The organism is Rhodococcus sp. PD04, from assembly GCF_035918275.1.
GTDB lineage: Bacteria > Actinomycetota > Actinomycetes > Mycobacteriales > Mycobacteriaceae > Rhodococcus > Rhodococcus rhodochrous.
Window position 1 is genome coordinate 472,291 of sequence record NZ_CP142144.1, and the last position, 26,331, is coordinate 498,621.

Annotated in this window: 21 protein-coding genes and 1 pseudogene; 7 read left to right on the forward strand and 15 right to left on the reverse strand. The window is 67.4% G+C overall.

Annotation, left to right across the window (positions count from 1 at the left end):
- Window positions 1-58: 58 nt before the first annotated feature.
- From U9J23_RS26470 to U9J23_RS26495, 6 genes are all read right to left on the reverse strand, one after another.
- Window positions 59-1,645 carry an NlpC/P60 family protein gene (locus U9J23_RS26470; RefSeq protein WP_272269961.1) on the reverse strand — a complete coding sequence of 529 codons (1,587 nt, stop codon included), beginning with the start codon at window positions 1,643-1,645 and terminating at the stop codon, window positions 59-61.
- Window positions 1,642-2,463 carry a hypothetical protein gene (locus U9J23_RS26475; RefSeq protein WP_326603279.1) on the reverse strand — a complete coding sequence of 274 codons (822 nt, stop codon included), beginning with the start codon at window positions 2,461-2,463 and terminating at the stop codon, window positions 1,642-1,644. The genes U9J23_RS26470 and U9J23_RS26475 overlap by 4 nt, the downstream gene beginning before the upstream one ends.
- Window positions 2,463-4,535, reverse strand: coding sequence for a hypothetical protein (locus U9J23_RS26480; RefSeq protein ID WP_272269964.1), 2,073 nt, complete (start codon window positions 4,533-4,535; stop codon window positions 2,463-2,465). The genes U9J23_RS26475 and U9J23_RS26480 overlap by 1 nt, the downstream gene beginning before the upstream one ends.
- A 92-nt stretch (window positions 4,536-4,627) precedes the next feature.
- Complete coding sequence (locus U9J23_RS26485; RefSeq protein WP_272269965.1) at window positions 4,628-7,693, reverse strand: ATP-binding protein; 3,066 nt, start codon at window positions 7,691-7,693, stop codon at window positions 4,628-4,630.
- The gene (locus tag U9J23_RS26490; protein ID WP_272269967.1) at window positions 7,677-8,087 is read right to left on the reverse strand and encodes a hypothetical protein; all 411 of its coding nucleotides are present in this window, start codon (window positions 8,085-8,087) and stop codon (window positions 7,677-7,679) included. Before U9J23_RS26490 ends, U9J23_RS26485 begins: the two co-directional genes overlap by 17 nt.
- 45 nt (window positions 8,088-8,132) lie before the next feature.
- Window positions 8,133-8,441, reverse strand: a complete 309-nt coding sequence (locus U9J23_RS26495) for a hypothetical protein (protein ID WP_272269968.1) — start codon at window positions 8,439-8,441, stop codon at window positions 8,133-8,135.
- Between the two features lie 1,014 nt (window positions 8,442-9,455).
- Between U9J23_RS26495 and U9J23_RS26500 the strand changes: the two genes are divergently transcribed.
- The 5 genes from U9J23_RS26500 (at window position 9,456) to U9J23_RS26520 (ending at window position 15,512) form a co-directional block, all read left to right on the forward strand.
- The gene (locus tag U9J23_RS26500) at window positions 9,456-11,612 is read left to right on the forward strand and encodes a type IV secretory system conjugative DNA transfer family protein (RefSeq protein WP_272269970.1); all 2,157 of its coding nucleotides are present in this window, start codon (window positions 9,456-9,458) and stop codon (window positions 11,610-11,612) included.
- A 124-nt stretch (window positions 11,613-11,736) separates the two neighbouring features.
- Complete coding sequence (locus U9J23_RS26505) at window positions 11,737-12,087, forward strand: hypothetical protein (protein WP_099698763.1); 351 nt, start codon at window positions 11,737-11,739, stop codon at window positions 12,085-12,087.
- A 2-nt stretch (window positions 12,088-12,089) separates the two neighbouring features.
- On the forward strand, window positions 12,090-13,502 hold the full coding sequence (locus U9J23_RS26510; protein WP_272269976.1) for a ParA family protein: 1,413 nt from the start codon (window positions 12,090-12,092) through the stop codon (window positions 13,500-13,502).
- A gap of 114 nt (window positions 13,503-13,616) precedes the next feature.
- On the forward strand, window positions 13,617-14,801 hold the full coding sequence (locus U9J23_RS26515; protein WP_272269979.1) for an insoluble domain protein: 1,185 nt from the start codon (window positions 13,617-13,619) through the stop codon (window positions 14,799-14,801).
- A 27-nt stretch (window positions 14,802-14,828) separates the two neighbouring features.
- Window positions 14,829-15,512: a hypothetical protein gene (locus U9J23_RS26520; protein ID WP_272269981.1), complete on the forward strand. Its 684-nt coding sequence runs from the start codon at window positions 14,829-14,831 to the stop codon at window positions 15,510-15,512.
- A gap of 175 nt (window positions 15,513-15,687) precedes the next feature.
- On the opposite strand, the gene U9J23_RS26525 is transcribed toward U9J23_RS26520, so the two are convergent.
- Window positions 15,688-15,828 (reverse strand): hypothetical protein, encoded by a 141-nt coding sequence (locus U9J23_RS26525; protein WP_326603283.1) that lies wholly within the window; start codon window positions 15,826-15,828, stop codon window positions 15,688-15,690.
- Here U9J23_RS26525 and U9J23_RS27810 point away from each other — a divergent pair.
- A pseudogene (locus U9J23_RS27810) lies at window positions 15,764-15,955 on the forward strand (DUF2637 domain-containing protein); the annotation flags it as partial. The gene U9J23_RS26525 and the pseudogene U9J23_RS27810 overlap by 65 nt on opposite strands.
- A gap of 141 nt (window positions 15,956-16,096) precedes the next feature.
- On the opposite strand, the gene U9J23_RS26530 reads toward U9J23_RS27810, so the two are convergent.
- Window positions 16,097-17,355 (reverse strand): IS3 family transposase gene (locus U9J23_RS26530; protein WP_265572296.1). Its coding sequence is split into 2 segments (ribosomal slippage): window positions 16,097-17,010 and window positions 17,010-17,355, totalling 1,260 coding nucleotides; the frame shifts between segments, so codons are not numbered across the junction.
- A gap of 72 nt (window positions 17,356-17,427) precedes the next feature.
- Here U9J23_RS26530 and U9J23_RS26535 point away from each other — a divergent pair.
- Entirely contained in the window at window positions 17,428-18,108 is a 681-nt protein-coding gene (locus U9J23_RS26535; RefSeq protein WP_326603286.1) for a hypothetical protein, read from the forward strand.
- A 340-nt stretch (window positions 18,109-18,448) separates the two neighbouring features.
- Here U9J23_RS26535 and U9J23_RS26540 read toward each other — a convergent pair whose 3' ends face one another.
- The 7 genes from U9J23_RS26540 to U9J23_RS26570 all read right to left on the reverse strand — a co-directional run bounded on the left by U9J23_RS26540 (window position 18,449) and on the right by U9J23_RS26570 (window position 26,246).
- A complete protein-coding gene (locus U9J23_RS26540) occupies window positions 18,449-19,744 on the reverse strand; it encodes an acyl-CoA dehydrogenase family protein (RefSeq protein WP_272269762.1) in 1,296 nt (431 codons plus the stop codon).
- Window positions 19,745-19,777: 33 nt separating this feature from the next.
- Window positions 19,778-20,830, reverse strand: a complete 1,053-nt coding sequence (locus tag U9J23_RS26545) for a phosphotransferase family protein (RefSeq protein ID WP_272269764.1) — start codon at window positions 20,828-20,830, stop codon at window positions 19,778-19,780.
- A gap of 96 nt (window positions 20,831-20,926) precedes the next feature.
- Window positions 20,927-22,786 (reverse strand): GAF domain-containing protein, encoded by a 1,860-nt coding sequence (locus U9J23_RS26550; protein ID WP_248675466.1) that lies wholly within the window; start codon window positions 22,784-22,786, stop codon window positions 20,927-20,929.
- A gap of 79 nt (window positions 22,787-22,865) precedes the next feature.
- On the reverse strand, window positions 22,866-24,110 hold the full coding sequence (locus tag U9J23_RS26555) for a bifunctional 3,4-dihydroxy-2-butanone-4-phosphate synthase/GTP cyclohydrolase II (protein ID WP_272269767.1): 1,245 nt from the start codon (window positions 24,108-24,110) through the stop codon (window positions 22,866-22,868).
- A 5-nt stretch (window positions 24,111-24,115) separates the two neighbouring features.
- Window positions 24,116-24,610 (reverse strand): flavin reductase family protein, encoded by a 495-nt coding sequence (locus U9J23_RS26560; protein WP_272269769.1) that lies wholly within the window; start codon window positions 24,608-24,610, stop codon window positions 24,116-24,118.
- A 65-nt stretch (window positions 24,611-24,675) separates the two neighbouring features.
- Window positions 24,676-25,773: an LLM class flavin-dependent oxidoreductase gene (locus tag U9J23_RS26565; RefSeq protein ID WP_229583182.1), complete on the reverse strand. Its 1,098-nt coding sequence runs from the start codon at window positions 25,771-25,773 to the stop codon at window positions 24,676-24,678.
- Window positions 25,774-25,823: 50 nt separating this feature from the next.
- Window positions 25,824-26,246 carry a nuclear transport factor 2 family protein gene (locus U9J23_RS26570; RefSeq protein WP_272269771.1) on the reverse strand — a complete coding sequence of 141 codons (423 nt, stop codon included), beginning with the start codon at window positions 26,244-26,246 and terminating at the stop codon, window positions 25,824-25,826.
- Between the last annotated feature and the right edge of the window lie 85 nt (window positions 26,247-26,331).

Here is a 26,331-nt window from a genome sequence, read left to right on the forward strand (position 1 = left end):
GGACCCCCCTTCGACCTACACGAAGACACTTGATGGCCAGCACGAACGACACGTCCCCTCACATCACCCGCCGGGCTTTCATCCCTGCTTGGAGGGGTGCTTCCTCGACAACGCCTCCGGTCGTCGGGGCATGGACCATCTGGCCGTCGCCGACGTAGATCCCCACGTGGCCGGGCCCGTTCGGCCCCCAATTGCCGAAGACGAGATCACCGGGCCGTGCCCGCTCAAGCGGGATCTCGACTCCGACGTCCCACTGTTGCTCGGACGTGCGAGGAAGCGTGAGCGTGCCGGCGCTGGCCGCATGGACCGCGAACGACGTCAGGCCGGAGCAGTCGAACCCTCCACTGGACGGGCCTGCGACGCCACCGCCACCCCAGACATACGGGGTGCCAAGGTATTCGCGCGCAGCCGCGACGACCTGGCGGTTGTCCCCTGATGCCTTCGGCGTGAACCGGCCGCGCGAGTTCGGGTTGGTGAAGGCCGCGCGAGCCGCCGTGATCTTGGCGATGTAGTTCTGTGTTTCGGCGTAAGGCGGGATGCCGTGATGCAGCAACACCGCCCCCGGGCCGGCGTTGTAGGCCGCGAGCGTCAATTCGATCGGATCCCCCGCAATCCCAGCCACATCTTGATAGAGCGCGCACATGAAGTGCGCCTGCGACATCACGGCATCGCTTATCGAGTTCGGGTCCGCTGTTCCCTCGCCGTCGTAGTCCTTGCCCCAGGTGGCCCATGTACCGGGCATGAACTGCGCCGGTCCGACTGCGCCGGACGGTGAGACTGGGGCGTCCGGGCCGTAGCGGAAGTTGTTCTCCTGCTGGAGTTGCGCCGCCAGCAGTGGTGAGTCGATCTCGGGGCACACCCCGCCCGCGCGGCGCAGCCACGGCTCGAACTCGGCTGGGACAGCTCCGAAGGCCAGGTCGCCGCCGCCGGCCGTGCCAAATCCCGAGCAGTCGGCAGTCGAGCGGGAGGCGGCGACGAGCCGCACGTTGCTGTCCTGGCCACCGTGACGGTCGGCGACGGGAAGCGGTGCTCCTCCGTTCTGCCGAGCGATCTCGGGCAGCACGGTCACTGGGTCGATGGGGGTGCCGCCTTGCAGTCTGCCGCCCTGCCAATATTCGAAGTGCAGGTGCGCTCCGGTGCTGCTTCCGGCGTTGCCGATGTCGGCGATGTGATCGCCGGCAGCGACCTGTTGACCGGGGGTGACGTGGATGCCGTCGGCGAACATGTGTCCGTAGACAGTGCTCACAGGTGAGCCGCCGACGTTCGAGTCGATGATCACCCAATTCTCGAATCCGATACCTGGTCCTTCACCCGTGGATCCTGCAGCGACCACGACTCCGTCGAGCGCGGCAAGGATCGGTGTTCCGACCGGCCCGGCCAGGTCGTCGCCGTGGTGGTGCGTCCCCCAGCGTGGGCCGAACCCGGATGTGTGGATAGTGGTTCCGGGATGGACCGGTAGCTGTATCGGGCCGGAGGCACGCAAGTGCAGGTCCGATGTCCCCTCGGAGGTGTTGTCGCGGGTGGGGACGGTACGGCATGGATCGTGGGGAATCACCGGAGTTCCTGTCGTACAGGCGGATATGCCGACGGTGAGAGCGGCTGCGCTGCTGAGCAACAACACCTTGCTGGCGCCGTGAACGGTCACAATTGCCCCGGGATGGGGGTGTCGAGGTCAGGAATCGGAATTGGCCCAGGCACCGGCGTCGGGGCAGGGTCAGCGCTGCGACTGGACGTGGGCTCGTGTTCCGGCTCGTTAGGGGCGGACGTTAGTTGAGGGATGGACGTCGTGGGTGAGGTCGGCGTCGGTCGCGGTTTCGCCGCCTCCGTCGGAGTTCGAGTGGTTGTGGGGGCGATGGAGCGCGGTGCGGTGTCCTCGACCTCGGAGAGCTTGAGGGTCGGCAGGGGAGTGTCGACCACCCAGCGCTGCGTTCCATCGGACAGCTCCTTGACCACGACGGAGACCGTCATTTCTCCGGCTTGGGTCGGGACGAGGACCCGTGAGCTCTGCGTCCCGGCGGGGCCGGCGACGAGAGTGCTGACCGTGGGTCCGGTAATGACCACCGGAGTGCGCGGTCGTGCCGCCACCATGCTGGGCCCGGGCTCGGAGACGGTGTAGCGGCCCAGCGCGGAGGTCCACTGCGTATCCGACAGGGTGGTGTCGACGAAGGTATGGGCGTAGGCCATCGCGGTGGCCGGTGCACTGGCTGCCGTCGTGGCGACCACCTGGGACTCGCTCACTTCGTCGAGTTCGTAGCTGATGACGTCCGCGGTCGGCGCAGCAGTCTCAGACCCTGCAGCGGATGTGTCCTCCACTGTCTGCGGCTGCGGTTGTTCCCCGACCAGCATGCCGACGAGCGACAACACCGCGACGACCCCGACCACAGAGATTGCCAGGTTCGTGCGTGAGTAGAGCACCCAGCGGCGGACAGGGGCGAGCACGGGGTTGGGTCCGGACCGAGACATCAGAGGTACCTGTCCCGCGGAAAAGGACCGTCCGGAGTGGGCGCATTCCAGACCCGCGGTCGGGACGGCATGCTCCCCGTCGAACACTCACCGCGGAGGACGGCATTCCGTGACTCGCGAGAGCTGGTGCCGGTGCTGGTGGCGTGTGCGGACTCGCGGGGACGGGCCGGGGTATAGACCTTCATCGGTGCGATGGCGGAGCGATCCCCACCGTCCCAGCGCTGACCGACACTGGCGGTCAACAGCTCCGTGCGGGCCTGCCGCTCCCGACGTCGGTTCTCCGCCTCGCCTTTGTCCAACCGTTTCCATACGGCCGCGCCCGATGCGACGGCCCGCTCGGTGTCCTTGTCGCCCAACGTTTTCTTACCCCGGTCCAGATCGCGGCCGGCACTGGCCGCGATACCAGCGATGCGTGCGTCCCGGTCCGCTCCGCGGCCCAGGTGCTCAGTTCTGTTCGTGCGTGCTTCTGCTCGTGCCTGGGCCAGTGCTTGCTGTCGACGATTGTTGAGTCCGCGGCCTTCAGGCCGGAAACCGGTGGACGTCGTCTCAACCTCGTCGTCGTGCCCGCGGTTCCTTCGCGTCATGCGGTCGCCAGCCTTGACTGCGATCGCTCCGCCCGGGCCGCCGAGGGCGGCACCTGCCGCGCCGAATGCCTTCGTTTTGAGGGAGCGCTTTGCCTCCCGGGCCTTGCGGTTGACCATGCTCGAGCTGTTCTGTGTGAACGTCTGGCCGACCCGTTTGAACGGACGCATGATCGCCCAGCACACGACGGTGAGCAGCACCATGAACCACAACCGCCAGGACCCGTCCACCTGCCCGTCGGCATCGACGTACAGCTGCACGAGCGCCATCAGATACAGCGCGACGATGACCGAACCGGCTACGCCCCACAGGTAGGCGGTGGCGAGCATGCGCAGGATGCGGCCCAGCCACCCACCGGCGATCATCGCAAACGGCACCCACAGCGGCGCGAACAGGATGGCGAACCGGATCGCGAGCAGTGCGGTGATCTTCAGGATCGAGGCGCCGATCCACAGCAGCGACGGCATGGCCAGCTTGACCATGCCGATGAAACCGGTCGAGGTGCGGCCGGAGTCTTTGCCCTGAAACTGGTAGTAAGACAACTGATGGTCGGATTCCAGCGACGCGACGATCTCGCGGAACTTATCGGCCTTCTGCTCTGCGAGCTCGGCCTGGGCATTCGGGTCGTTCTTGACACGCTCTTGTTCTTCGTACGAAAAGGCCAGCGAATCACGCAGCTTCGGACCGCGCTTGGCTGTGTCCGCGGGGTCGTAGTTGGTGCCGAACCACCCCGTGCGCCAATCCGGAAGAAAAATCCGGTCGATCAGTACGTTGCGTGGGTCGGTCGGGCCACCGACGAGTGTGCCGCCGCCCGGTCCGTCCCCGAAATGGACCGAGAAAATCTGATCCTGGGTGTCGGTGATCAGTGAGCCGAACGTGTCGTCGCCGACCTGAACCGCTTTCTGCGGTGCACCGACCATCAGCGCTCCGAGCATAAGCCCGGCTGCTGCGATCGCCGAGGTTCGGGTGACGCCCGCGGTGTCCGCCTTCAGCGACTTCCACAGCACGATCACAGCGACGACGGTCAGCGCGATCCCCAGCCATTGTCCGTAGACCCCGCGCATGCCGTCACTGATCGAGTAAATGATCCGGTCGAACTGCTCGAGTGCCGAGTCGACCCCGGCGTCGAGTGCGTCGCGTCCGGTCTTGGTTTGGTCGTCGAGCCAGAACGCCGCGGCCGCCAGTGACTTCCCGATCGTCAGGAAGGCGTTACCGAGGGTGGTGTCGTTGACCGCGCCGGGAGCGCGCACCAGGTCCTCACCGCAGCCGAGGTCGTAGGTGTGCCATTTCAGTCCGGCCCAGCCGTAGCTTTCGTAACCCGTGCCACCCCCGCCGGCGATCGGTGGCCGGTTGGCGCTGGATGAGTCGAAGGTCGTCTCGACGGTCTCGTTCGGGAACTCCGGGGACGGTACGTCTTTGCAGTCGAAACCGCTGGCCGCAGCCGTCCCGGCGCCGATCCCGATCAGTGCGATCGTGGCGAGGATCAGCACGACCAGAACACTGCCCACCAGCCGCGCAGGGCGTCTGACGCAGCGGACGGAGAGCGACGGGACCGGAAGCGTCCGGCGTGCTTGCTGCGCGCTCACGCCGGGGCGCCCATCGTAGCTCGGGTCGCACGGGAATCAAGCGCGGCGAACACGTGGGCGAGGTGGACGAAGTGGGTCCAGTCCGAGCGAATCAGTTCGATGTCGTCGGCCATCTTCACGATGAACCGGCGGGCCTGATCGAGGTGGTCGGTGTCGGTGTCCTCGTCGAGAGTGTCTTCCCCGCCGCCACCGAGATCGGCCAGCAGCGCTTCGTAGCCTTCCCCCGAGGGGAGATTCAATAGTTTGAGGGCGCCGTCGATGGCGTGGGTGTTGCCGCCGAGATCGCCGATGATCACCTCGTAGGTCAATGCGGACTTGTCGTCGCTGCCATCGACACCGAGATAGTCGTCCGGCAGCTGCGAGCACACCAGGGCGCGGACCTTGTACTTGCGGCTGTCGCGGGCGATGCGCAGGTTCAGCGTGCGGCCGGCGCCGGTCTGTTCGAGGTACTTGTTCTCGTCGAGGAACAGCACCTTGCGCTCGAAGCGCGGCAGCTCGTACACGAGGCGGTTCGCCAGCCACGCGGCCATGTGCATCAGAGGGCCGGCCATGCGCTGCTGTGGGGTCCACTGCGACGGATCGGTGCCCGTCGGTGGGAGCTGCAAGCCGGGCAGCGTCAACACCGTCAGTCGAGTGGTGTTGTCGACGATGTCCTCCGGGTCGCCGGTGGTACCTGCTTCGGGGAAGAGCACGCGGGCTTCGGCGAGATCGGCCATCATCGACAATTCCTGGTGCACGCTGCGCGCGCAGGTGCGCAGATCAGCGTTCTCGTCGTCGCGGCCGAGCGCGGCGATCGCGTCGAGTACTTCGCGCAGGTTGTGGTGCCGCTGCCCTCCGACGGTGTTCGCCGCGGTCTGCAGCACGGTTTCGGTCCACTCGTGCTCGAGGCAGGCGGGGGAGAGCATCATCTTCAGCACCGACCCCGCCACCGAGATCCGCTCGGCCTGCGCGGCCCGTAGGTCGGCTTCGTACTGGGCGCGGGCGGCGGCGACCGGATCGGTGTCGTCGGCGTAGTCCGGATTGGTCGGGTTGTAGTCGGGGTCGTCGCGGCGCGGGTCGACGATCACCCGGTACGGATTCAAGGAGCCGGGGCGGGAGGTGCGCCCGGTCAATGCTTGGACGTCGGCGACGCCGCGGAATTCGGGGAGCTGCGCGAGTTTCTTGAGCGGCCCGGACGGGTCGAGCACCACCCCGTAGGCCCCTGCGCGGACTGCTTGGTAGACGAGCATCCCGGCAAGGAAGGTCTTGCCCGAGCCGGGTACCGCGACGATCGGGGTCAAACCCGACTTGTGTTTCTTCTCGTGCGCGGCGAACAGGTCCCACATCGCCGGTCGTGGTGCGATCGAGGCGGTCTCGCCGATCACCACGCCGGTGCGGTCCCCGATCCGGTCACCGACGGTGGCCATCCCAGCGGAGACGGCTTCGACGCTCATGCGCCGGCAGTGCGCGATATTGGCGAGCGGCTCGCCCGGGAGGAACTCGCGCAGCAACTGGTACTGGCCGTGTTCCTGTTCGAGGCGGATACGCGGTGCATACATCTCCTGCAGCATCGCGACCTTCTGCTTCGCTTCGTCCGGGGTGGAGCCGACGACGAGGACGCGGTACCAGCCCTCGGTGCGCACCGACAGCCCGGAGTGGTCATCTTCGATATCGGAAATCACCCGCTGCGCAAGAGCATGCTGCTCGGCGAGTTCCTGCGGCGGGACCTGGTCGTGTTCGACGGTGTAGTGGTCGAACTGCGACTCGATGCGCGCGGTGAGCCGGCGCAGACTGCGGATGGTCTGGCTCTTGGTTTTCAGGCGGAGGCGTTCGGACCATTCGAGCGGTTCACCGGAGGAGTCGCCGATGACCTGCCAGGGCAGCATCTTCTCCGGGATCGGCAGCGGCGCCATGCGCCCGACCGTGAGGACGATGGCGTAGCCGGTGTAGTCGCGGCCGCCGACCTGACCGCGCACGGTGGTGTACCCGTCCCCGGGAGTCAGTTCCAGGTCGGTGAGGTCTTCGAGCGCCGCGACATCGGAGTGCTCCCAGTTACCGCCGCCGGAGATCACCCCCTCGGCATCGAGCGGTAACCCGAGCGAGGCCGAGCGCAGCAGCAGATAGTCCATCTGTGCGGCGGTGGCGGGCTTGGCGCGCACCCCCTGTCCCGAGAGGATGCGTTCGATCGTGGCGAGGTGATCGGCGAGCGTCTTCTGCTCATTCAAGAATGCGGTACGTGCCCACGCGCGAACCAGTCTCGCGACGCGTCCGAGCAGCGGCCACTCGACGACGGGCAGTAGCCATTCGGAGACGGTGTCGAGTCCGACCGCGAGTGTCGCGCGGGGTGGTAGTTCGATGCCCCAGTAGCGGCCTTTGAGGGTGGGGTTGCCCCACAGCATCGCGTGCTGCTGCCCGCGCAGGTAATCCGACCACGACAACGCACCGGGAACATCCGGGATCGGTTCGGCCCACCCGTCGTGCGCTTGCGCCCATGCGCGCACCGGCCACGGGGTACGCACCAGCCGGCGATGCAGACCGGTGACGCCGGCTTCGGCGAGGTTCGCCAGCACCAGCGCTTCGCTGCGGATGTAGCGGCGCTGCCGGGCGACCGGGCGCATGTTCCACGGCCCCGGAGGCTGGACGAACCATGCGGTGGACTGGGTGCGGGTGCGGGTGATGTTGCCTTCCACCCCGACCAGCTGCAGACGCACCGCCTTGCGGGCGCGATCGGCGCGTGTGGCCGCCGCCTTCGACTGGCGGGTGAACTCGGCGTCGGTGCCGGTTGTCTTGCCGCGCTTCGTGCGTCCGCGCGTGCGCTTGTCGGCCGGTACATCTGCGTCGACTGCAGTGGTCGGCGCGGTCTCTGCATCGAGTGCCGCGGTGATGCTGCTGTCGGGCACCTGGGACCACGCCAACGGCGACGCTGGGGAAACGGTCGACGTGGTGGGGGAGTCGGTGCGATGGGCGGCGATCGCGGCGGCCCACGACGGCGGCAACGCACCCGGCGGCACCATGGCCGGTTCGGGGTCGTCGAAGTTCGGGTCGAATAGTGCGGCGATGTCGGTGTCAGGCTGCGAACGCATCGGTGGAGTTCCCTTCGTTCGACGTCGCGGCGCCGGTACTGCGCGCGGTGTGGAAGGTTGCGGGGATGAGGAGCACGACGGTCTGCCCCGGCGTGGGTGGGCGCGGCGCGGTCAGGTCGTTCCACGCCGCGGTGATCACCGAGCGCAAGGGGCGGTCGGCGTTGACGTACTTCGTCACCCGCGCGGTGATCACCACACCGATCCCGACGATCAGCACCAGGGACTGGAAGCCGAGCGGGACGTGCACGATCGCGCGGGCGACGACGAAGACCGCGACGGTGATGACCGTGCCGAGCCCGACCGCCCCGTAGCGCAGCCGGACCGGCAGCGTGAAGCCGGTCGGGCCGAGGTAGTGGCGGTCCACGCGGTGCAGCATGTCGTCGTTGTCGATCACGAACGATCTCCCTTCCCTGGACTGATGTGGGTGCTCACGCGGGGGTCAGACCTGGATGCCGATCAGGCCGAGGATCCAGTTGCCGAGACCGGTCGCTGCGGTGGTGTTCGTCGCGATGCCCAGATACGCCATGCCGACCAGCGACAGGCCGCCGACGGTGACGACCTTCGACAAGTTGCCGCGCAGACCACCCATCAACACCACACAGGCGATGAGCACGAGGATCGTGAAGACGATGTTGTCTTCGATCCAGGCGCGCACCCCGGTCGTAGTGACCTCGGTGGTCTGGGCCAGCACGTCACCGCGCGGGACGGTCGTGATCGCCAAATCGGCAAGGCTTGACGCGAGAGACATGAGCACTCCAGTGACGGGTTCGGTCGTACGCCCGAAAGGCGACGGCCGAGAACGTAAAACGAGGAGCCGATCTCGACCAAGCAGGTGACCGCACACCCGACCCGCATCCGCCGCGATCGGCGCACTGATCGAGCGCGAGAAACCCACCTCGCCAAGCGAGACTGCGAGGTAGTACCGAGCGCGCCCGGTCGAGGTTGCGCAGCAGCGGAGTTCACGCACTCAAAGGCGGTGCTGACGCAGCGGTGTGTTCGTCGGCGCGTCATCGTGCCTGTGCTGCGGTGAGCGGAAGAGCGCTCACAGTGGCGCCGGCTACATGGATCGACGCCGTGCACATGCGGCGTGAAAGCAGTTCGCCGGGCGATGATCGGATCGCCGGAAACAGCTCGCTGCACGAGTGGCGCGCGAGCACGCTCCAACAGCGTTCGAATGAGCGCGCGAACACAGCGGCGGATTCGAGCGGTAGAACGGGGCGCCTGAAGAAGCGCTCGCGACGCCTACCCCTTACGGGGTCACTCCCCCCGGCGTTCCTTGGGGGGAGTGTAATCCAGAATTGCGCCGGGCGCCAACGGTATTCGCAGACGCCCACGTCGAACGCTATGCAGAGCGCAGGACGTTACGACGATATATATCCTCAAAAACCGCATCGTTCAAAGGCCCGGGGAGCGCTCGACACAGCACCTGCAAACACGATCGCACGCGCTCGGTCGAGCGCTCCTCACGCCGGTGCACAGCCGCGGTATGTGACGCAGAAATGAGCGCTGCTCGTGGTGCTGTACGAGCGGCGTGCTCAACGCGGTTCACGGTGCTGAACCCGGCTCACTGTCGGCGCACCTCGACCATGGTGGACCGCAGCCTGATCGGTCAGCGCTGTCACGCACCGGAACATGCACCGTCCACCCGATGCCGAACATGCTCACCTGCTTGGTGAAAACCTGAGCTCCCTGCCACGGTGCTCGCACACACCGCACCGGACCACATCCGAATCAGCGCCACCACGAGCGAAAGGCACAGGCAGTGAGCGGAACTCCCGACCCTCTCAAGGACTGGCTCGTCGCTGCCTGGCGCGACACATTCGGCGACACCACCAACACTCGCGGCGGTCGTGTCGGTGAGTACAACGGCACGTCGTGTGTGCCGCGTTTCGTGCCTGTCTCGCCGTTCACGGCGGTACCTGCCGCAACGGCCTTCGCCAGCTCCCATCTCATTGCCTCCGCAGCCGGCAACCAGGCTGCGATCGACGTGCTGACTCAGCTGCACGACCACCGGTGGCCGCTGGCAGTGGTGACCGCACCGCTCATCGGCCTCGACGTCTCGCGTCACCGTGCTCGCCGCTGGGCGCGGATGCTCGACGCGATGGTCCAGCAGAGCACCGGCCACACACCCACAAAGATCTCCGTTCCGCTGCCCATGAGCGGACATGTGATGCGCCGCGCGACGATCAGGCTGCCGCGTGGTGCGGTGATCCGGCCCAAGCAGTTCGAGCAGTTCTCCCATGCGGTCGAATCCGCGTTCGGTGACGAGTGGTGGGCGATGACGGTGCGGCACGACGCGCACCGCGACCGACTGGTCCTCACGCGCACGGAAATCGCGCCGGATACCCGAAGCGAGCGACAGAGGGTCCTGCAGGATGCGCTCGATGCGGCGTCGATCTTCAAGAGCCCGAAGGTCAGCGTCGACACCCTCGACGAAGAAGGTATCGAGACCGGTTACCGGATCGGATTCGCCAAGTCGATGAACGCCGGCGCCCCCGCGTTTCAGGCCAAGGTCGCCGAAGCTCTCGCCTCGCTGGCCGGCCCGCACGAGTCCGGCCGGCATTGGACGTGTGATTGGTACCCGAACAAGGGCTATCTGGTGATGCGGTTGGTCACCGCCATGCCCGAGCGCGTCGACCATCCCCTGGAACTGGTCGATGAGAACCTGCGGCACCTGCCGTATGCGACCGGTGCGGCGGATCGGATCATGTTCTGGGATGTGTCCACCAGCTCGAACAAGCCGCACTGTCTGATCGTCGGCCCCACCGGTGGCGGCAAGACCTCGGTGATCCGCACCCTGCTCACCGAGGCGGCGCGGCGCGGGATCCCGTTCGTCGGGGTCGATCCGAAGATGATCGAACTCGACGGCCTCGAGGGCTATCCGGGGTGCGGGGCGATCATCTACGACGCGCTGCGCGCGGCGATGTTCGTGCGCGCCCTGCACACCGAGATGATGGCGCGCAACGCCTACATCCATCAGATGAAGATCGAAGGCTCACAGCTGCCGCTGATGATCGCGGTGCTCGACGAGTTCTTCATCCTCTCCGGCAAGTGGCAGCGCCTGGCCAAGACCGGCGACGACGAAACCAAGACGCAGCTCAAAGAACTCGATCCGCTCGGCGCGTGGGCGGATCTGGCGGTGCTCGCGCGCTCGGCCGGCATCCGATTGTTGCTCGGCGTACAGCGACCGGATGCCTCCCTGTTCGGCGGCGCCTCGGGCAATGCGCGCGACAACTTCGGCACCCGCATTTCCCTCGGCAATCTCTCGCAGGACGGCGCGCTGATGATGTGGGGCGACTCCACCGTCGGCCGGGAGGTCGATACCTCGGTCAAGGGCCGCGGGATCGCGCTCGGTGACGACGGGTCACCGGTCGATGCGCAGATGTGGTGGACCCCGAATGTGGACCGGCATCCGAACAAGTGGAACCAACTGTCGCAGAGCGAAAAAGCGATCATCGACGGCCTGATACCGGCGGAGGCGCCGCAGTTCACCTGCTACTCGCCGGAGTTGGCCGACTTCATCGAATCCGAACGGGCGCTGGCGCGGCGTGCGCGCAGCCACGGCAGCGTCCCCGAACCGATCGTGATCGGCGGCGCAGAGGTGGGGGAGAGCGGTGCGGTGTCGATGACCAAGACCGGCGCTGGTGTCGCACCGCAACCGGAGCCGGAGGAGGACGATTTCGCCGATGTCATCCAGGCGTCGAGCGTGACCGCTGGGCAGACCGTGCTCATCGACAACGAGGACGGCGAATTGGTGCCGGTCACCGCCTCGGCGGTCGACGTGCGCCGCGGCGCCCGCGGCGAGGTTGTCGAGACCGTCCTGACCGTCGGCGCCGGTCGGGTGAAAACCCGCATCACCTTCGATGCGACCGGTGTCGTCGTCCTGCCCGAACCCGACCTCGTCGACCAGTCCGCGTGATGCTCCGGCATCGTCCGGCGCGGGCGCCGGATTGCCACTGAGCAGCCGCGTCCGAAGCGCCCCGGCTTCACCGTCCGTCACCCCTCGAATCGTCCCAGCAACCACTCCCTGGAAGGACTGCCCGATGACCCGTCGCATTTCCCAGTCGATCACCCCCACAGCCGAGGACGTCGCCGCGCTGCGGGGACCGTTCGTGTCCAAGGGCGCCAACGATCCGGTGATCAAAGCGCTGCGCGACTACTTCAAGGCGACTTCGCCGGTGTGGCTGGCCAAGCTCGACGAACGCCAGGAACTTACGCGCGAACGCCTCGCCGAGATCCGCGACGCCGCCACCAAGCGCCGTGTGGTGATCGAAGCGCTGCCCGACGGCAAGGCCCGCGACAAAGCCCTCGACGAGCTGGCACAGACCGAGGCGGTCGTCGACGAGATGGACACCGCGCTGGCCGGCGCCGGTGCCTTCGGCGGAATCAACTAACGATGGCGCCGACCGTCGAGATCGAAGCGACCTCCGCGACGACAGCGCGCGCGACGCTCACCGGTGCCGATGTACCGCCGATGGACCTGACGGCGAGCGAGGACAAGGCCCTCGCTGCTGTCGTGCACGAGTTCGTGTGCACCCTGGCGGTCAAGCAGCAGTCCGCCGTCGAGGTGATCTACCGGACTGGCAAAGACACGCGGTTTCTCACGGTCGGTCTCGACGGCACGCTCGCCGAGAGCGCTCCGAGCGTGCCCATCCCGGTGGTGGCGACCGAACCCGAACCGGCAGCGGCGGAACCGGTTACTGCGGCACCGGCCGGACCGGTGACCGTGGCGGCCGACCCGATGACCTTCGAGACACCCGCGCAGAATGCTCCCCAGGCCTCCCCGGGGCCCGCGGAGCCTACGCCGGCACCCATCCAGGGACCGACATCCACACAACCCGCACGATCGGTCACAGAGCCGCTCAGCGCGTCGTTCGATGCGCTGTCTGCGCTGTCCGCACCCCGTGTGGATCCCGCGGCCGGTGCACCTGCCCGCAGCGGTGTTCGCGGCCGCGTCAATGCGATGTTCGGGCTGCGGCTCGCACCGAAGGCGCACTCGCGTGAGATGCGGTTGCGCTGCGCGCAGACATCGATTGGTCGCCTCCTGCCGGAGGGCGCGCTCGTGACCGTCGCCAACGTCAAAGGCGGCGTCGGTAAGACCCCGATGGCCATCGGTCTGGCCGAAACCATCGCCGAACACCGCGGTCCCGCCACGATCGCGTGCCTGGATCTCGGGGAGATCGGCGGCAGCTTCACCGACCGTGTGGCGGTCCCACCGGCCGCGGGGCAGGACGCGGCGTCGTTGCGCGCCGACCTGGGCGAGACGGCGCAGCAGGTGCGCGCTTCCACGCTCACCCGCTATCTGACCCGCCAACCGTGCGGCTCGTACATGATTGCCGGAGCGACCGGCACTTCCGCGCCGTTGACCTCTGACGACGCCGCCACAGTGGCGTCGATCCTCGGACGCCACTACGACCTGTTGCTCGCCGACACCGGCAACTCCAGCCACGCCGGCAGCTGGCAGTGGGCGATCGCGTCCGCACACGCGGTGATCGTTCCGGTGCCGCTGCGCCGCGACAGCGCGGTGGCGGCGCAACGCACCCTCGCCGCGATCGCCGCGGTCCGACCCGATGCGCTCGCGCGCACCGTCGTGGTCATCACCGATGGGCCCGGCGATGTGCCGATGGTCGAAACCGACGCCGTCGATGCGTTCGCTGCGCTCGGGGTGCCGGTGTGCCGGATGCCGTTCGAGCCGCTGTTCGCCTCCGGCGAGCGCATCACCCTCAGCGGGTTGCGGCGCGACACCTGCGATGCGTTGACCGTCCTCGCCGCCACCGTCATCGACCTGATCGCCGACGCCGTGGACTGATGCGTTGGCCCGGAACCACGTTCGGACCGGGCGTGAGGTTCTCCACCCGACTCTTCCCGATTTCCCACCAGACCCGGACTCCCTATGGAGCCGACACACGAAAGGCACTCTTCGATGAACAACGACACTCCCATCGATAACCGCGCGGCCCGCCGCGCCCACCGTCGCCGCACGGTCCGGCAGCAGGCCACGGCCGCATTTGTCGCGTCCGCAGCCGTCGCGGCAGGACTGGTGCTGACCCCCGCAGCCGGGGCGGCTCCCTCGCAGGGCGGCACCACCGGCGGCGCAACCCAAGGCGGCACCACCACTACGCCCGTACCGGCGCCGGAACCCGACGTCGTGTCTGTGCCGGAGGCGCCGTCCGAGCCGATCTACTGGTCCGCCCCACCGGCAGTAGCGCCGCAGTATGCGCCGTTGCCGAACTACGACTACGACACCGGCCGCTACGACCGTCAGGCCGGCTACACCCCGCCGCTGGACCTGTCGACGCTGCACGCCCCGATCGAGGTCGAGCAGGCCCCGATCTACATCGCCCCGCCCGAGAAAATCATGGTCGGCGATATCCACGTCACCCAGCCGAACTGGGTCACCGACGCCGACCGTGAGCGCACCAACAACACCGCCGGCCTGACCCGCTCTCAGGTGGCCACGTTCTGGAAGTCCGTCGGTGTCGGCGCCGACCGTGCCGACCGTGTCGCGGCCGCCCAGATCGGCGGTGTCGCCGCCGGTGCGACCGCCGGTGCGGTGGCCGGTGCGGTGCCCGGTGCGCTGATCGGCGGCACCATCGGCGGCATCGGCGGTGCCGCGCTCGGCGGGGTGGTGCCGCTGCCGATCCCGGTGCTGCCCGAAGTCACCACCGGTGTTGCGGGCACCGTGGCGGGCGCGGCGATCGGCGCCGCCGTCGGCGCAGTGCCCGGTGCCGTCGTGGGCGGCGCGGTCGGGTTGGCCGCCGGTACCGCTTTCGGTGCCGGGGACGACGAAGGCCAGCCGATCGAGGTCGAGTTGCCCGACGTGGACCAGGACGTGATCGCCGAGCAGGCCGCGGCGACGGTTGAGCAGTGGCAGTCCTCCGGACCGGTCGGTGCCGCTGCCGCGGAGATGGTGCAGGACGCGGTGCAGACGGCCCCGCAGATCGATGCGCAGGCCCGCGAGTGGGTGACGGCTCAGCCCGGCGGCGACAGTGTGATCGCCGGAGTCGACAGCACGCTCGAGACGTTCTTCGGTGGCTCGGCCGGGACCGCCGCCGAGATGATCTCGACCGCCATCGGCCAGGGCGCCGGCGCCCCGACCTCCGCCTGACGGCACGGAAAGGAAGTAGGTGCACCTATGAAACTCGGCAAGAACACCTCCCGGCATCCGGCCGTCGTCGACCTTCTCGGCGGTGCACCCACCCCGTCGCCGGGTGCAACCCCTGATGCGGTTGCACCCGGCGATGCGAGGGACGGTGCATTGGTTGCACCCGCAGTGACTCCGCAAGCCCGATCCGGGCGGCGCACACCGCAACGCACACGCATCGCGGCCGCGGTTGTAGGTGTTGCCGCGGCCGTCATCGCAGGCGTGATCTGGGGTGTTGCCGGTGACGACTCCCAGAATGCTGCTGCTGCTGCAACGCAGGTCGAGAGCGCAGACACGCCGATACTCGAGCTCTCCGATGCACCGACGGCTCCGGTTTCCGATCTCGACGACGAGTGCCGCGCCGACCGGGGTGATCAGAGAAGCGGCGCCGGGGTGATCGCCGCGTGGAACTACGCCTACTACGTGCGCCGCGACGCGATCGCCGCCCGCGCCCTGGCCACCCCGACCAGTTCCGTCGTCCCGGCCGAACAGTTGCAGCCGTTCATCGACGACATCCCGGTCGGCACCAACTACTGCGTACGCACCAAAGCCCTCTCGCCGGATGTCTATCTCGTCGATCTGTCCGAACTGCGCCCCGACGGCGTGCACCGCATCACCCAGACCGTCACCACCGCGCAGATCGACGGCAAGTGGTTCGTCGACGTCTTCAACTGACCACCGGATCCGCCCATCTGCCGTCCCCGGCGTGGTTCGTGCAGCGCGTCCTCGATGTCCTGTCCGCATCCATGCGGTAGGGGAGCGGGAACGCGGCACGGGCGTCAGTAGTCGAATCAGCACCCCTCTAGAGATTTTCGTAGAAAGAGGCTCCCGTCGTGTCCGATGACTCCACTCAGTCCGCACCGCCGTTGCGCCACGATGCGCAACCGGTGCGTTCGAAGATGCTCGGTGTCGCCGCAGTGGCGACCATGGCACTGTTCCTCGCCGGCCTGGCGTTCACGCTGTCGTTCGATGCGTTGCGGGCACTGGCCATCGAAATCAATGTGCATCCGAGCCGTGCGTGGATGGCGCCGGTTGCCATCGATGTTGCACAGGCCGCTGCAACAGCCGGCTACGTCATCTTCCGCGTTGCCAACCGGCACACTTGGGCACGCCGCTACTGCATGAGCTTGGCCGTCGTCACCGTCGCGTTGAGTGTGGTGGGCAACTCGTACCACTCGTATCAACTCGCTGCCCGCAACCTCGCGCGCGTTGCAGCGGGAGAGGGGCCTTACCCCCAGCAAATGGACACGGGTGGTGGATTACGCCGCGGATGCCAGCGTAGCGATGTAGAGGGTCTCGTAGGTGTTCGGGGACCGGTGTCCGCACCAGGAATGTCGTCGTCGGGTGTTGTAGCGGGTGACCCAACGGAACACCTGACGCCGGCACGTGGCTTCGTCCGACCAGACGTTCGCGTTCTGGAGGACTTCTCGTTTGAGGGCGGCGTTGAAGGATTCGGCGAGACTGTTGTCGGCGCTCGTGCCGACTTTACCCATCGACTGGGTGACGCCGAGGTCGGCGCAGAGGGAAGCGAAATCCTTCGAGGTGTATTGCGCGCCGTGATCGGAGTGAAAGATAGACCCGGACAATCCATTACGATCTCCATGAGCAGCAAGGAGAGCGTCGGCGACGAGGTCGGTGCGCATATGGTCGGCGATCGCCCAGCCGGCGAGTTTGCGGGAGTAGCAGTCGATCACCGTCGCCAGATACAGGTTGGCACCGCCCTCGATCGGTAAATATGTAATGTCGCCGACGTAGATACAGTTCGGTGCAGGGGCGGTGAAGTCCCGCTCGAGCAGGTCGGGCACCTTCTGGTCCGCAGGTTCTGGGACGGTGGTCGTGACCCGTCGTCGACGGCGGTAGCCGACAATGCTGTTCTGACGCATCACCCGGGCCACCCGCTTGTGGTTGACCCTCTCGTTCACGGTGACGCCATCGTTGAGTTCTGCGGTGATCCTGGGTGCTCCGTAGGTGTTGTCCTCGGTATGGATCGCCCGGATTCGTTCGGCCAGCTGCGCGTCGGCCGCGGCGCGAGCGGTCCTGTCCGGCTCGGCGGATTTCCAGGCGTAGTAGGACGAACGCTCGAGCTCGACGAGCTCGCACAACCGCTTCACCTGATAGGTGTCGGAGTGGTCGGCGACGAACTGGAAGCGGGTCACCAGTTCGTCTCCCCGGCGAAATACTTGGCCGCCTTACGAAGGATTTCGCGTTCGGTGGTGAGCTTGGTTGCTTCCGCTCGTAGGGCGGCGTTCTCGGCTTCGAGACGGGCGAGTTTCTGCTCGACGGTCTCCGATTCGCTACCCGTGCCGGGGCTCGGGTTGTGGGGCCGTGCCGGAGTATGCACCCGGGTGCCGTCGACGTGGGTTTTGGTGCCGGTCCCGTACTGGTCGATCCAGCCTGTCAAGGTACCGCGCACGACCCCGAGGTCAGCGGCGATACCTCGGATCGTCGCGCCCGGCGTGGACTCGTACAACTCGACCGCCTGGCGCCGGAACTCCTCCGAGTAGTTCTTTCGTGACATGACTGAAGATCATCTCGCTTCCCCAGCAGATGCTGGATTCAGCGTGTCCAAGAACCGGGGTCAAGGCCCGAGATGCTCGACTTCATCCCACAACCACCAGCCATTGCTGCGGTCATTGCGGCGATCTTCCCGCTGCTGTGGCTGGCCCTGTTCCACCTGTTCACCATGATGTTGCAGGTTGTCATCGACGAACGCACCCAACGCCGTGATGCTGCACCGGTGGATCATGTCGTGCAACGCGAAAGCAACGCCGCTGCACCGACCCGCACTGCGACTGAGAAGACAACGGAGCATGACTTCACGCTCGTCACCGTGGCAACGCGAGAGAGCGCAACCGATGCGGGCCGCGCCCACGAGGTGCACCACCGAGCAGATGGTGCATCACCGGGCACCTCACACGAGTCCGGCGTTGCGGGTGTTGCCCTCGCCGAGACGACCGTGGACGCCGACGTTGTAGTCAACGACCGCGGCGCCGATACAACGCGCAACGGTTACCCGCACACCGCGGCCGGGTTGCAGCAGTTCCTCGCCGACAGCAGTTTCACCGACTCGGTCAAACGCGTGGCGGCGATGCTCATCGACGAGCCGCACCTGCGGCAAACCCAGGTTGCGCGGCGGTTGCACGTCGACAAGTCCACCGTCAGTCGCCGGTGGCGCTCGTTCGTTGCAGCCGCCGCAACCGAAGGATTCACGGTGCCACCCCTACCGGCTGCCGATGCCGCCGAGACGGTCCGCGAGTTGCAGTCGGCATGACTTCCTCGGTGGGCGTTGCCCGACGTCGCCTACCAGCAGTTGATCAATGACGCGGCTCGAAGAAGTGAGGCAGGCCCGGGAGGACAATCGGGGACGCTCGAGCCCTGCATAGCTGGCTGATATCCCGCACCAACACTTCGGATCAGTCACTTCCCGGACCCGCCACTTTGCAATTGCACTCTCGGCCCGTCCCCTTGGCGCAGAGAGACGCCGTTGTCCCGACACCCCTCGACGGTGGGGTCGCATCCACGAAGAGGGATGCTCTTGCTGTCACACCGTGTGAGCCAGAGGAGCAGGCTTTCGGGGCCGTGGTCTAAGAGGACATGGTCATTCGTTGAGCTCAAACCGAAGCAAGGACCTCGTCGAACAGCGCGGGGTAATGCTCGAGCGCTGAGCGTCGGCGGGTTGGGACATGTTCGCTCGGCACCTGGTCAGCGGGAGCGTGGTAGTTGCGCAGGATCAGTTTGGCGACGGTGTCGCGGTGGACCTCATCCGGTCCGTCGTACAAGCGTGCGGCGCGAGCCGCGCGATACATGAACTCCAGCGGCAGGTCGGAGCTGTAGCCGAGGGAGCCGTGCGTCTGCACGGACCGGTCGATGACGTCGTGCAGGATCTTCGCGCCGTAGTACTTGATCATGGCGATCTCCTTGCGAGCCGCCTTGGTGCCCTGGGTGTCGATCACCCAGGCCGCCTGCAGCGTCATCAGCCGCAGCGCTTGCATCTCCGCGGCCGAATCGGCGATCCAGTTGCGGACGGTCTGCTTCTCGCCGAGGACGCTGCCGTGGGCGAAACGGTAGGTGGCGCGCTCGCACATCATGTCGAAGGCGCGGTTGGCCTGGCCGATCCAGCGCATGCAGTGGTGGATACGACCCGGACCGAGGCGCTTCTGCGAGATCAGGAAACCGTCACCGGGACTGCCGAGCAGGGCGTCACCCCCGACCTGCACGTCGCGGAAGATGACCTCGCAATGCGACCCGTAGGTGTTCTCCCGCGGCGACGGATTCTCCATCGAGGCGATGTCGCGCAGCACCTCGAGGCCGGGGGCGTCGATGGGGACGATGAACTGCGAGGCGCGGCGGTGCCGTTCGGCGTCGGGATCGGTGACGGCGACGACGATGACGAAGTCGGCGGTGGAGGCGTTGGAGATGAACCACTTGGCACCGTTGATGACCCAGCCGTCACCGTCGCGGACCGCGGTGGTGGTCAGGTTCGTCGGATCGGCACCGGCGTTGTCCGGTTCGGTCAGGGCGAAGGCCGAGTACATCTCGCCGGCGAGCAATGGGTCGAGCCAGCGGCGCTTCTGCTCGTCGGTGCCGACCGCGGCGAGGATCTCGGTGTTTCCGGAATCCGGTGCCTGGCAACCGAACACGATCGGCCCGTAGGGGCTGGAGCCGAGGATCTCGTGCATGAGGCCGAGTTTGACCTGACCGTAGCCCTGGCCGCCGAGTTCGGGGTCGAGGTGCGCGGCCCACAGCTGCTGCTTCTTGACCTCCTGCTGCAGCGGCGCGATCGCCTTGCGCAGCTGCGGCCAGGTCAGCTCGAAGGTCTCGAGCGGACGGATCTCGTCACGGACGAAGCTTGTCATCCAGTCCAGTTTCTGCTGGAACTCGGGTTCGGTGGAGAATTCCCAAGCCATGTCGTCGTACCTCCGGGGTGTGTGGGGAGCGGGTCAGTCGATCGAGCGCAGGGTGCGCTCGAACAGGAGCAGGGCGTAGCGGTGCAGGCGGTCACCGACGTCGGTGGGGGCCTGCCCGGAGAGGGAGCGGGCGTAGGTGCCCTCGAGGATGATGCCGAGCTTGAACCCGGCGAGCGCGGTGTACCAGTCGATCGCGGAGAGGTCGCGGTCGCTGTTCGCGGCGTACCGGGCGATCAACTCGGCGCGGCTCGGCAAACCACCGGCGGCGGTGAGGCGGCTCTCGAGCAGGTCGGGTTCGCCGTCGGCGTCCGGCCACATCGCCAACATCCAGCCCAGATCGAGCAGTGGGTCACCGACGGTAGCCATCTCCCAGTCGACCATCGCGACGACCGTGGGGGCCACGCGGTCGAACATGACGTTGGCGACGTGGTAGTCGCCGTGCAGGATGCCGGGTGCACCCTGCGGCGGCCGGTTGTCGTCGAGCCAGGACGCGATCCTCTCGACCTGCGGCAATAGCACCGTGGGGTAACCGGGTAGGTGGGTGAAGGACTCGAGTTCGCCCAGCCAGCGGCCTACCTGTCGTTCGAGGAAACCCTCGGGGCGACCGAAGTCGCTCAATCCGATCGCCGCCGGGTCCAGGCGCGCCAGTTCGGTGAGGGCGTCGACCATGCTCAGGCCCATGCGGTGGCGCAAGGTTCGGTCGGCGCCGTGGGCGGGGGTGAGGGTCTCGGCGGCGTTGTAGCCGTCCACAGCACGCATCAGGTAGAACACCGCACCGAGCACGTGGGTGTCTTCGCAGCCGGCGACGAAGGTCGGGTGCGGCACCGCGGTGCCGGACAATGCACGCAGCAGCGTCATCTCCCGCTGCATCACTCGGTTCGATTGAGGCCGAAGGTGTTTCGGTCCGCGTCGGAGCACGTATCGGACGCCGGAGCGTTCGAAGCCGATCATGATGTTCTGGGTCCCGCCGCCGATGGGGGAGACCGCGGTCGGCTCGCCGGAGCCGAGGCCCTGGGTGTCCATCCAGTCCCGCACGGCGGTGAGATCGACCCCGAGGAGGTCGCTGGGTGTGGTGTCGGTCGGCATGTATCGAACGTATCGGCCGACACCTATGGGGGCACTGCGGTTTTCGGGACCGATTGTGGATTCCTACAACACCCGATGGGCCGGGATCGACGCTGGTCAGCGGGCCGAGAATTCGAGGATCTGGAAGGCCAGGCGCGCCGAGAGCAGGGCGTCGAGGCTGCTCGGGTCCAGCCCGGTCAGCTCCTTGATCTTGCCCATCCGGTAGCGAACGGTGTTCTCGTGCACGTCCAGCATCGCGGCGGCGCCCTGCACCCGCCCCTCCGCGGCGACGAAGGCGCGCCAGGTCGCCAGCAGGATCCCGTCGTCGGTGGCGCGCACGGTGTGCACGTACTCGTGCGCGAACCGCACGGCCTCCTTGACCCGGCCGGAGCTCACGACGACACGCAGCAGACCGAGTTCGGTGACGTCGAGGACGTCCTCGGACCGGTCGAAGGAGTGGGCGATCTCGGCGACCTCCCGCATCTCGCGCGAGGCGTGCGGGAAGTCGGCGACCTCCCGGCACACCCCGGAGATGACGGTGGCGCCGGTGGCCAGATCAGGTTGCAGCGACGCGCGCACCTGCTGCACCTTCTCGCGCACCGCCGCCAGCTCGTCGGCGGAGCCGCCCTCGCGGAGTGGGACCAGCACGATGATGTGGCCGGGCAGTTTCACCGCGGCGGGCTCGTCGATGCCGAAGATCTCCCGGAAACGGCGGGTGACCAGGCGCTGCGCGACCGAGGCGGTCAGGCGCGGGTTCGCGGACAGGGTGAACCGCACCAGCACGTGCGGGTTGGTCAGGTCGATGCCGAACTGCGGGCCGCGGCGGATCAGGTGTTCCTTGTCGCGGGTGTTGCGCAGCAGGTCGGACAAGTAGTCGTCGCGCGCCTGCCCCTGCGTCTCGATCTGGCGGCGTTCGGACAGAATCTGCAGCGACAGCACGGTCGCGCCGTGCTCGGCGATGTTCGCGTCGACTGCCTCGAGCGACCGGCCGACTTCGACGATGCCGAGATAGCCGTTGGGGCGGCCCTCGATGACGAGCCGGCACATCAGGTGCCGGCGGCCGAGCCCGACCGACAGGGTCGGTGGCACCACTGCGGACGGGCGCGCGGGGCTGAGACCGGCGAGTTCGGCCTTCACCGACGGCATGCCCCGGATCTTCTCGGAGATCACCGGTGGCCGGTCGAGGCCGAGGGCGGCGGGCGTGGACCAGGCCAGTACCCGGAAGTCCTCGTCGTAGAGCACGACGGGTTTGCCGGACAGGTCCGATAGCAGCGCGACGACGGTGTGGATGTCGGCGCCTTCGAGCACGGCGTTGGTGAGCTTGCGATGCACGTCGGCGAGATAGGCGAGGGTGTTGCGGCTGCGGGCGATCTCCGAGGCCTGGGTGCGCAGTCGCACGTTGAGCATGGCCTGGCTGATGAACAGCGCACTGAGCTGCGCGAACATCTCGGCGATCTCGATGTCTTCCTGGGTGTAGACGTGGTCGCCGTCGCGGTCGTCGACGAACAGCAGCCCGATGACCTCGCCGTCGAATACCAGGGGGACGCCGAGCATGGCCCGTACCTGCCAGTGCTCCATGGTGCGCCGGTGCGGCCGCGGGTCGTTGCGCACGTCCTCGATGAGCACCGGGCGGGCGGTGTCGATGATCTCCCGGCTGAACCGGTCGCCCTCGATCCCGGATTCCTGGCGTTTGACGGCCTCGGTGATGTCGCCCTGCTCGGCGCAGTGCCCGGCGGCGCCGCGGAAGCGTCCGTCGGGGCGCTTGAGGTAGAGAGAGGAGCGGCAGACCCCGATCACCTCGCACAGCTTGAGGCACACCGCGCGCAGTAGTTCCTCGAGGTCGGTGTCCTTGATCGCCTCCCCGGTGATCTCGGCGAAGGCGGTGATGACGTCGCGCTCGCGGTGACGGGGGACGGTGGCCGTGCCCGGAGGACGGAGCGGTGTGGTTCCGGTTCCGGTGCTCGGCAGCAGGGTCATGCCGTCCTCTCGCCTCCTCGTCGTGGTCGCGGTCACTCGGCATCCACGATGTTGTGCAACATCACAAAATAGTCGATGGTCAGGTCGTGATCACATCGGGGAGAGAAGTGTCGAGCACGTGCCCCATCCGGTCCCGCTTGGCCCGCAGATAGCGCAGGTTATGGGCAGTGACGGCGGTCGGCAGCGACACCCGGCCGACGATTTCGATCGAGTAGCCCTCCAGCCCGCCGAGCTTGCTCGGGTTGTTGGTGATCAGCCGCATGCGCCGTACCCCCAGGTCGGCGAGGATGCGGGCGCCCACCCCGTAGCTACGCGAATCGTCCGGCAGCCCCAGGGCGCGGTTGGCATCGACGGTGTCCAGGCCTTGCTCCTGAAGCGAATAGGCGCGGATCTTGTGGGCGAGCCCGATACCGCGCCCCTCGTGGCCGCGGAGGTAGACCAGCACCCCGCAGCCCTCGCGAGCAATCTCTTCGAGGGCGCGTTCGAGTTGGGCGCCGCAGTCACATCGCAGCGAGCCGAGGATGTCGCCGGTGAGGCATTCGCTGTGTACCCGCACCAGCACCCCCTCGCGGCTGCGGCCGGCTGCGGCGATGTCACCCATCACCAGTGCCAGGTGTTCGCTGTCGTCGAGCACCGACCGGAACGCCACCGCGCGGAACGTCCCGAACTCGGTAGGCATCTGCGCCTCGGCGACGTACTCGACGAACGGTTCGGTCGCCGCACGGTAGCGCACCAGGTCGGCGATGCGCAGGAGCGGCAGCCCGTGGAGGCGGGCGAACTCGGCCAGGTCGTCACCGCGGCGCATGGAGCCGTCCTCGGCGACGATCTCGCCGATCACCCCCACCTCGCCGGCCCCGGCCAGGCGCAGCAGGTCCACGGCGGCCTCGGTGTGCCCGGCGCGAGCGAGGACCCCGCCCTCGCGGGCGCGCAGTGGAAAGACGTGTCCGGGGCGCCGCAGATCGGCGGGGGCGGTGGCCTCGTCGGCGAGGGCCCGCATCGTCGCGGCGCGGTCGGCGGCACTGACCCCGGTGCCGGTGGAGACGTGGTCGACGCTGACGGTGAAGGCGGTGCCGTGCGCATCGGTGTTGTGCTCGACCATCAGCGGCAGGTCGAGCGCGTCGGCGCGGTGCGCCGGCATGGGTGCGCAGACGATGCCGGTGGTGTGGCGTACGAGGAACGCCATCTGCTCGGCGGTGATGGTCGACGCGGCGCCGACGAGGTCGCCTTCGTTCTCGCGGTCGTCGTCGTCGACCACGACGACGAGTCCGCCCGCGGCGAGGGCCTCGACGGCGAGTTCGACCTGCTGGGCCGGGGTGCGGGGCATGGCCACTACTCCTGTTCTGCGCTGTGGGTGCCGAAAGTGCGCCGGTGGTAGGTCAGCGGCGGGTGATCGTGGCGCTCGGCCTCGGTGACGTGGCCGAGGACCACCACATGGTCGCCGCCGTCGACGAGGTCAGAAACGGTGCACGCCACCCATCCAGGAGCGCCGGTGATGCGCGGGGTGCCCGCCGACAGTGACCATGCGACGGCAGCGAACTTGTCGGGACCCTTGCGGGCGAAGGTCAGTGCCAGGCTGTCCTGGCCGTGGCCGAGGATGTTGACTCCGAACCGGCCCTGTCCGCGCACGACGGTCAGCAGGTCCGATCCGCGGTCGAGTGCGACGAGCACCATCGGAGGATCCATCGACAGCGACGCGAAGGCGCTGACGGTGGTGCCGTGCGGACGGTCGCCGTCGAGTGCGGTCACCACCGTGACGGGAGTGCACACGCCGGCCATCACGTCCCGGAACACGGTGGTGAAATCTTGAGTGAGTGGGGAGTTCATGGTCGTCCTCCGACGGGGATGGAACGGGCGGTGCCCGGCTGGGCCGGGCACCGCCCGGGTCAAGATCAGGCGCCGGCCGGGACCTTCGCCTTCAACTTGTGCAGTTCGGGAACGACCTTCTCGCCGAACAGTTTCAGCGACTTCTCGGCCTGGTCGATCGGCAGGCCGCCGAACGCGAAGGCGGCATTGACGAAGACGTCGCCGACCAGTTCGTGGCGGGCTGCGTACTTCTCGACGATCTGCTCGGGAGTGCCGTAGATGTTGGCCTCGACGTAGGCGTCGGCGGCGGCCTCCATGCCAGCCTCGCGGATCATGTCGGCGCCGGCCTGGTAGGTCTCGTAGCCTCGGGTGTTGCGCCAGTGCTCGCCGGCGAAGTCGTAGTGCTTGATCACCGACAGGAAGTAGCGGGCGGTGTGCTCGTAGGCGAGGCGGCGGGCCTCCTCGGCGTCCTCGTGGCAGATGACGAAGTCCTGCACGACCGGCGGCAGCGGTTCGGTGTTCCACCGCTCCCGGTACAGATCGCGCCAGCGGTTGATCGCTTCGGCGTGCTTGGCGAACTCGTACTGCACGAAGGTCATCATGCGCACACCGAGATCGGCGATGACCGGCACGGAATCGGGGGACATGGCGGCGCCGAACAGCCGGTCGCGGGTCCACTCGTAGGCGGGGTTCGGGGCGGGCCGGATCTCCACGCGGGCCTGCTTGTAGAACTCGCCGTCGGGGTTGTCCACGACGCCGGTGCGCAGCCCCTCGATAGTGAGGTTGGCGGCCTCGATGAACCGGCCGCGGGCCTCGTCCATCGGGATGCCGAAGGCGTCGTACTCCATCTTCGCCAGGCCGCGGCCCATGCCGTAGAGGGCGCGGCCGCCGGACATCATGTCGAGCATCGCCATCTTTTCGACGACTCGGACCGGGTTGTTCCACGGCAGGATCACGGCGCCGGTGCCGAGCTTGATCGTCGAGGTCCGACCCGCGATGTAGGACATGATCTGCAGGTTGTCCGGGCACATCGAGTAGTCGTCGAAGTGGTGTTCGGCGGACCAGACGGCGTCGAATCCGTACTTCTCCGCGTCGACGCCCATCTCGAGTTCGCGGAGGAAGACCTCCTGGTCGCTGACGTTCTCGTGGTAGTTCTGGAAGACCAGCAGCATTCCGACGTCCATGGACGTAGCTCCTTGTGTGAGTGGGGTTTCAGGAGGAATGGGGAGGGGAGTCAGCCGAGGAAGACGGCCCGGGTGTGTTCGGTGTCGAGGAACTCCTTGACCGACTGGATCTGCCCGTCGCGGACCTCGAAGACGAAGTGGTAGAGGTTGTTGTAGATGCGGCCGTTCTTCATCTCGGAGTACGACTCGGTCTCCACCGCGACGCGGTCGCCCTCGGCGGTCCACGCCAGCGGGGTCAGACGGATCGCGCCGGTCTTCGTCTCGGTCGACAGACCGGAGAGCATCGCGCGGAACTCTTCTTTGTTCTTGGTGCCGGAGATGCCCTCGATGGTGCCGGCGACCCACCAGGTGGCGGTGGGGGCGAGATAGCCCATGATCGCCTCGACGTCGCCGGTGGAGAAGACCTCCATGAATTCCGAGACGAGCTTCTTGTTGGCCGCTTCGAGGCTTCCGGCGCTCGCGACGTTGTCCATGCGAACTCCTTTTCGGAGGGGATTGGACGAAAAATGCAGCGGGGGAACGTTTTCGATGCTGCTGGACTCGAGACTAGCCGGAAGC

What these genes read in the sequence shown, in the direction of transcription:
- U9J23_RS26540 (WP_272269762.1), bottom strand. Translation starts at nt 19,744, where the DNA reads ATGGCTTGGGAATTCTCCACCGAACCCGAGTTCCAGCAGAAACTGGAC.
- U9J23_RS26560 (WP_272269769.1), bottom strand. Translation starts at nt 24,610, where the DNA reads ATGAACTCCCCACTCACTCAAGATTTCACCACCGTGTTCCGGGACGTG.
- U9J23_RS26545 (WP_272269764.1), bottom strand. Translation starts at nt 20,830, where the DNA reads ATGCCGACCGACACCACACCCAGCGACCTCCTCGGGGTCGATCTCACC.
- U9J23_RS26565 (WP_229583182.1), bottom strand. Translation starts at nt 25,773, where the DNA reads ATGGACGTCGGAATGCTGCTGGTCTTCCAGAACTACCACGAGAACGTC.
- U9J23_RS26505 (WP_099698763.1), top strand. Translation starts at nt 11,737, where the DNA reads ATGACCCGTCGCATTTCCCAGTCGATCACCCCCACAGCCGAGGACGTC.
- U9J23_RS26515 (WP_272269979.1), top strand. Translation starts at nt 13,617, where the DNA reads ATGAACAACGACACTCCCATCGATAACCGCGCGGCCCGCCGCGCCCAC.
- U9J23_RS26535 (WP_326603286.1), top strand. Translation starts at nt 17,428, where the DNA reads ATGCTCGACTTCATCCCACAACCACCAGCCATTGCTGCGGTCATTGCG.
- U9J23_RS26520 (WP_272269981.1), top strand. Translation starts at nt 14,829, where the DNA reads ATGAAACTCGGCAAGAACACCTCCCGGCATCCGGCCGTCGTCGACCTT.
- U9J23_RS26570 (WP_272269771.1), bottom strand. Translation starts at nt 26,246, where the DNA reads ATGGACAACGTCGCGAGCGCCGGAAGCCTCGAAGCGGCCAACAAGAAG.
- U9J23_RS26550 (WP_248675466.1), bottom strand. Translation starts at nt 22,786, where the DNA reads ATGACCCTGCTGCCGAGCACCGGAACCGGAACCACACCGCTCCGTCCT.
- U9J23_RS26525 (WP_326603283.1), bottom strand. Translation starts at nt 15,828, where the DNA reads ATGGCCAGTGCCCGCAACGCATCGAACGACAGCGTGAACGCCAGGCCG.
- U9J23_RS26475 (WP_326603279.1), bottom strand. Translation starts at nt 2,463, where the DNA reads ATGTCTCGGTCCGGACCCAACCCCGTGCTCGCCCCTGTCCGCCGCTGG.
- U9J23_RS26555 (WP_272269767.1), bottom strand. Translation starts at nt 24,110, where the DNA reads ATGCCCCGCACCCCGGCCCAGCAGGTCGAACTCGCCGTCGAGGCCCTC.
- U9J23_RS26485 (WP_272269965.1), bottom strand. Translation starts at nt 7,693, where the DNA reads ATGCGTTCGCAGCCTGACACCGACATCGCCGCACTATTCGACCCGAAC.
- U9J23_RS26495 (WP_272269968.1), bottom strand. Translation starts at nt 8,441, where the DNA reads ATGTCTCTCGCGTCAAGCCTTGCCGATTTGGCGATCACGACCGTCCCG.
- U9J23_RS26510 (WP_272269976.1), top strand. Translation starts at nt 12,090, where the DNA reads ATGGCGCCGACCGTCGAGATCGAAGCGACCTCCGCGACGACAGCGCGC.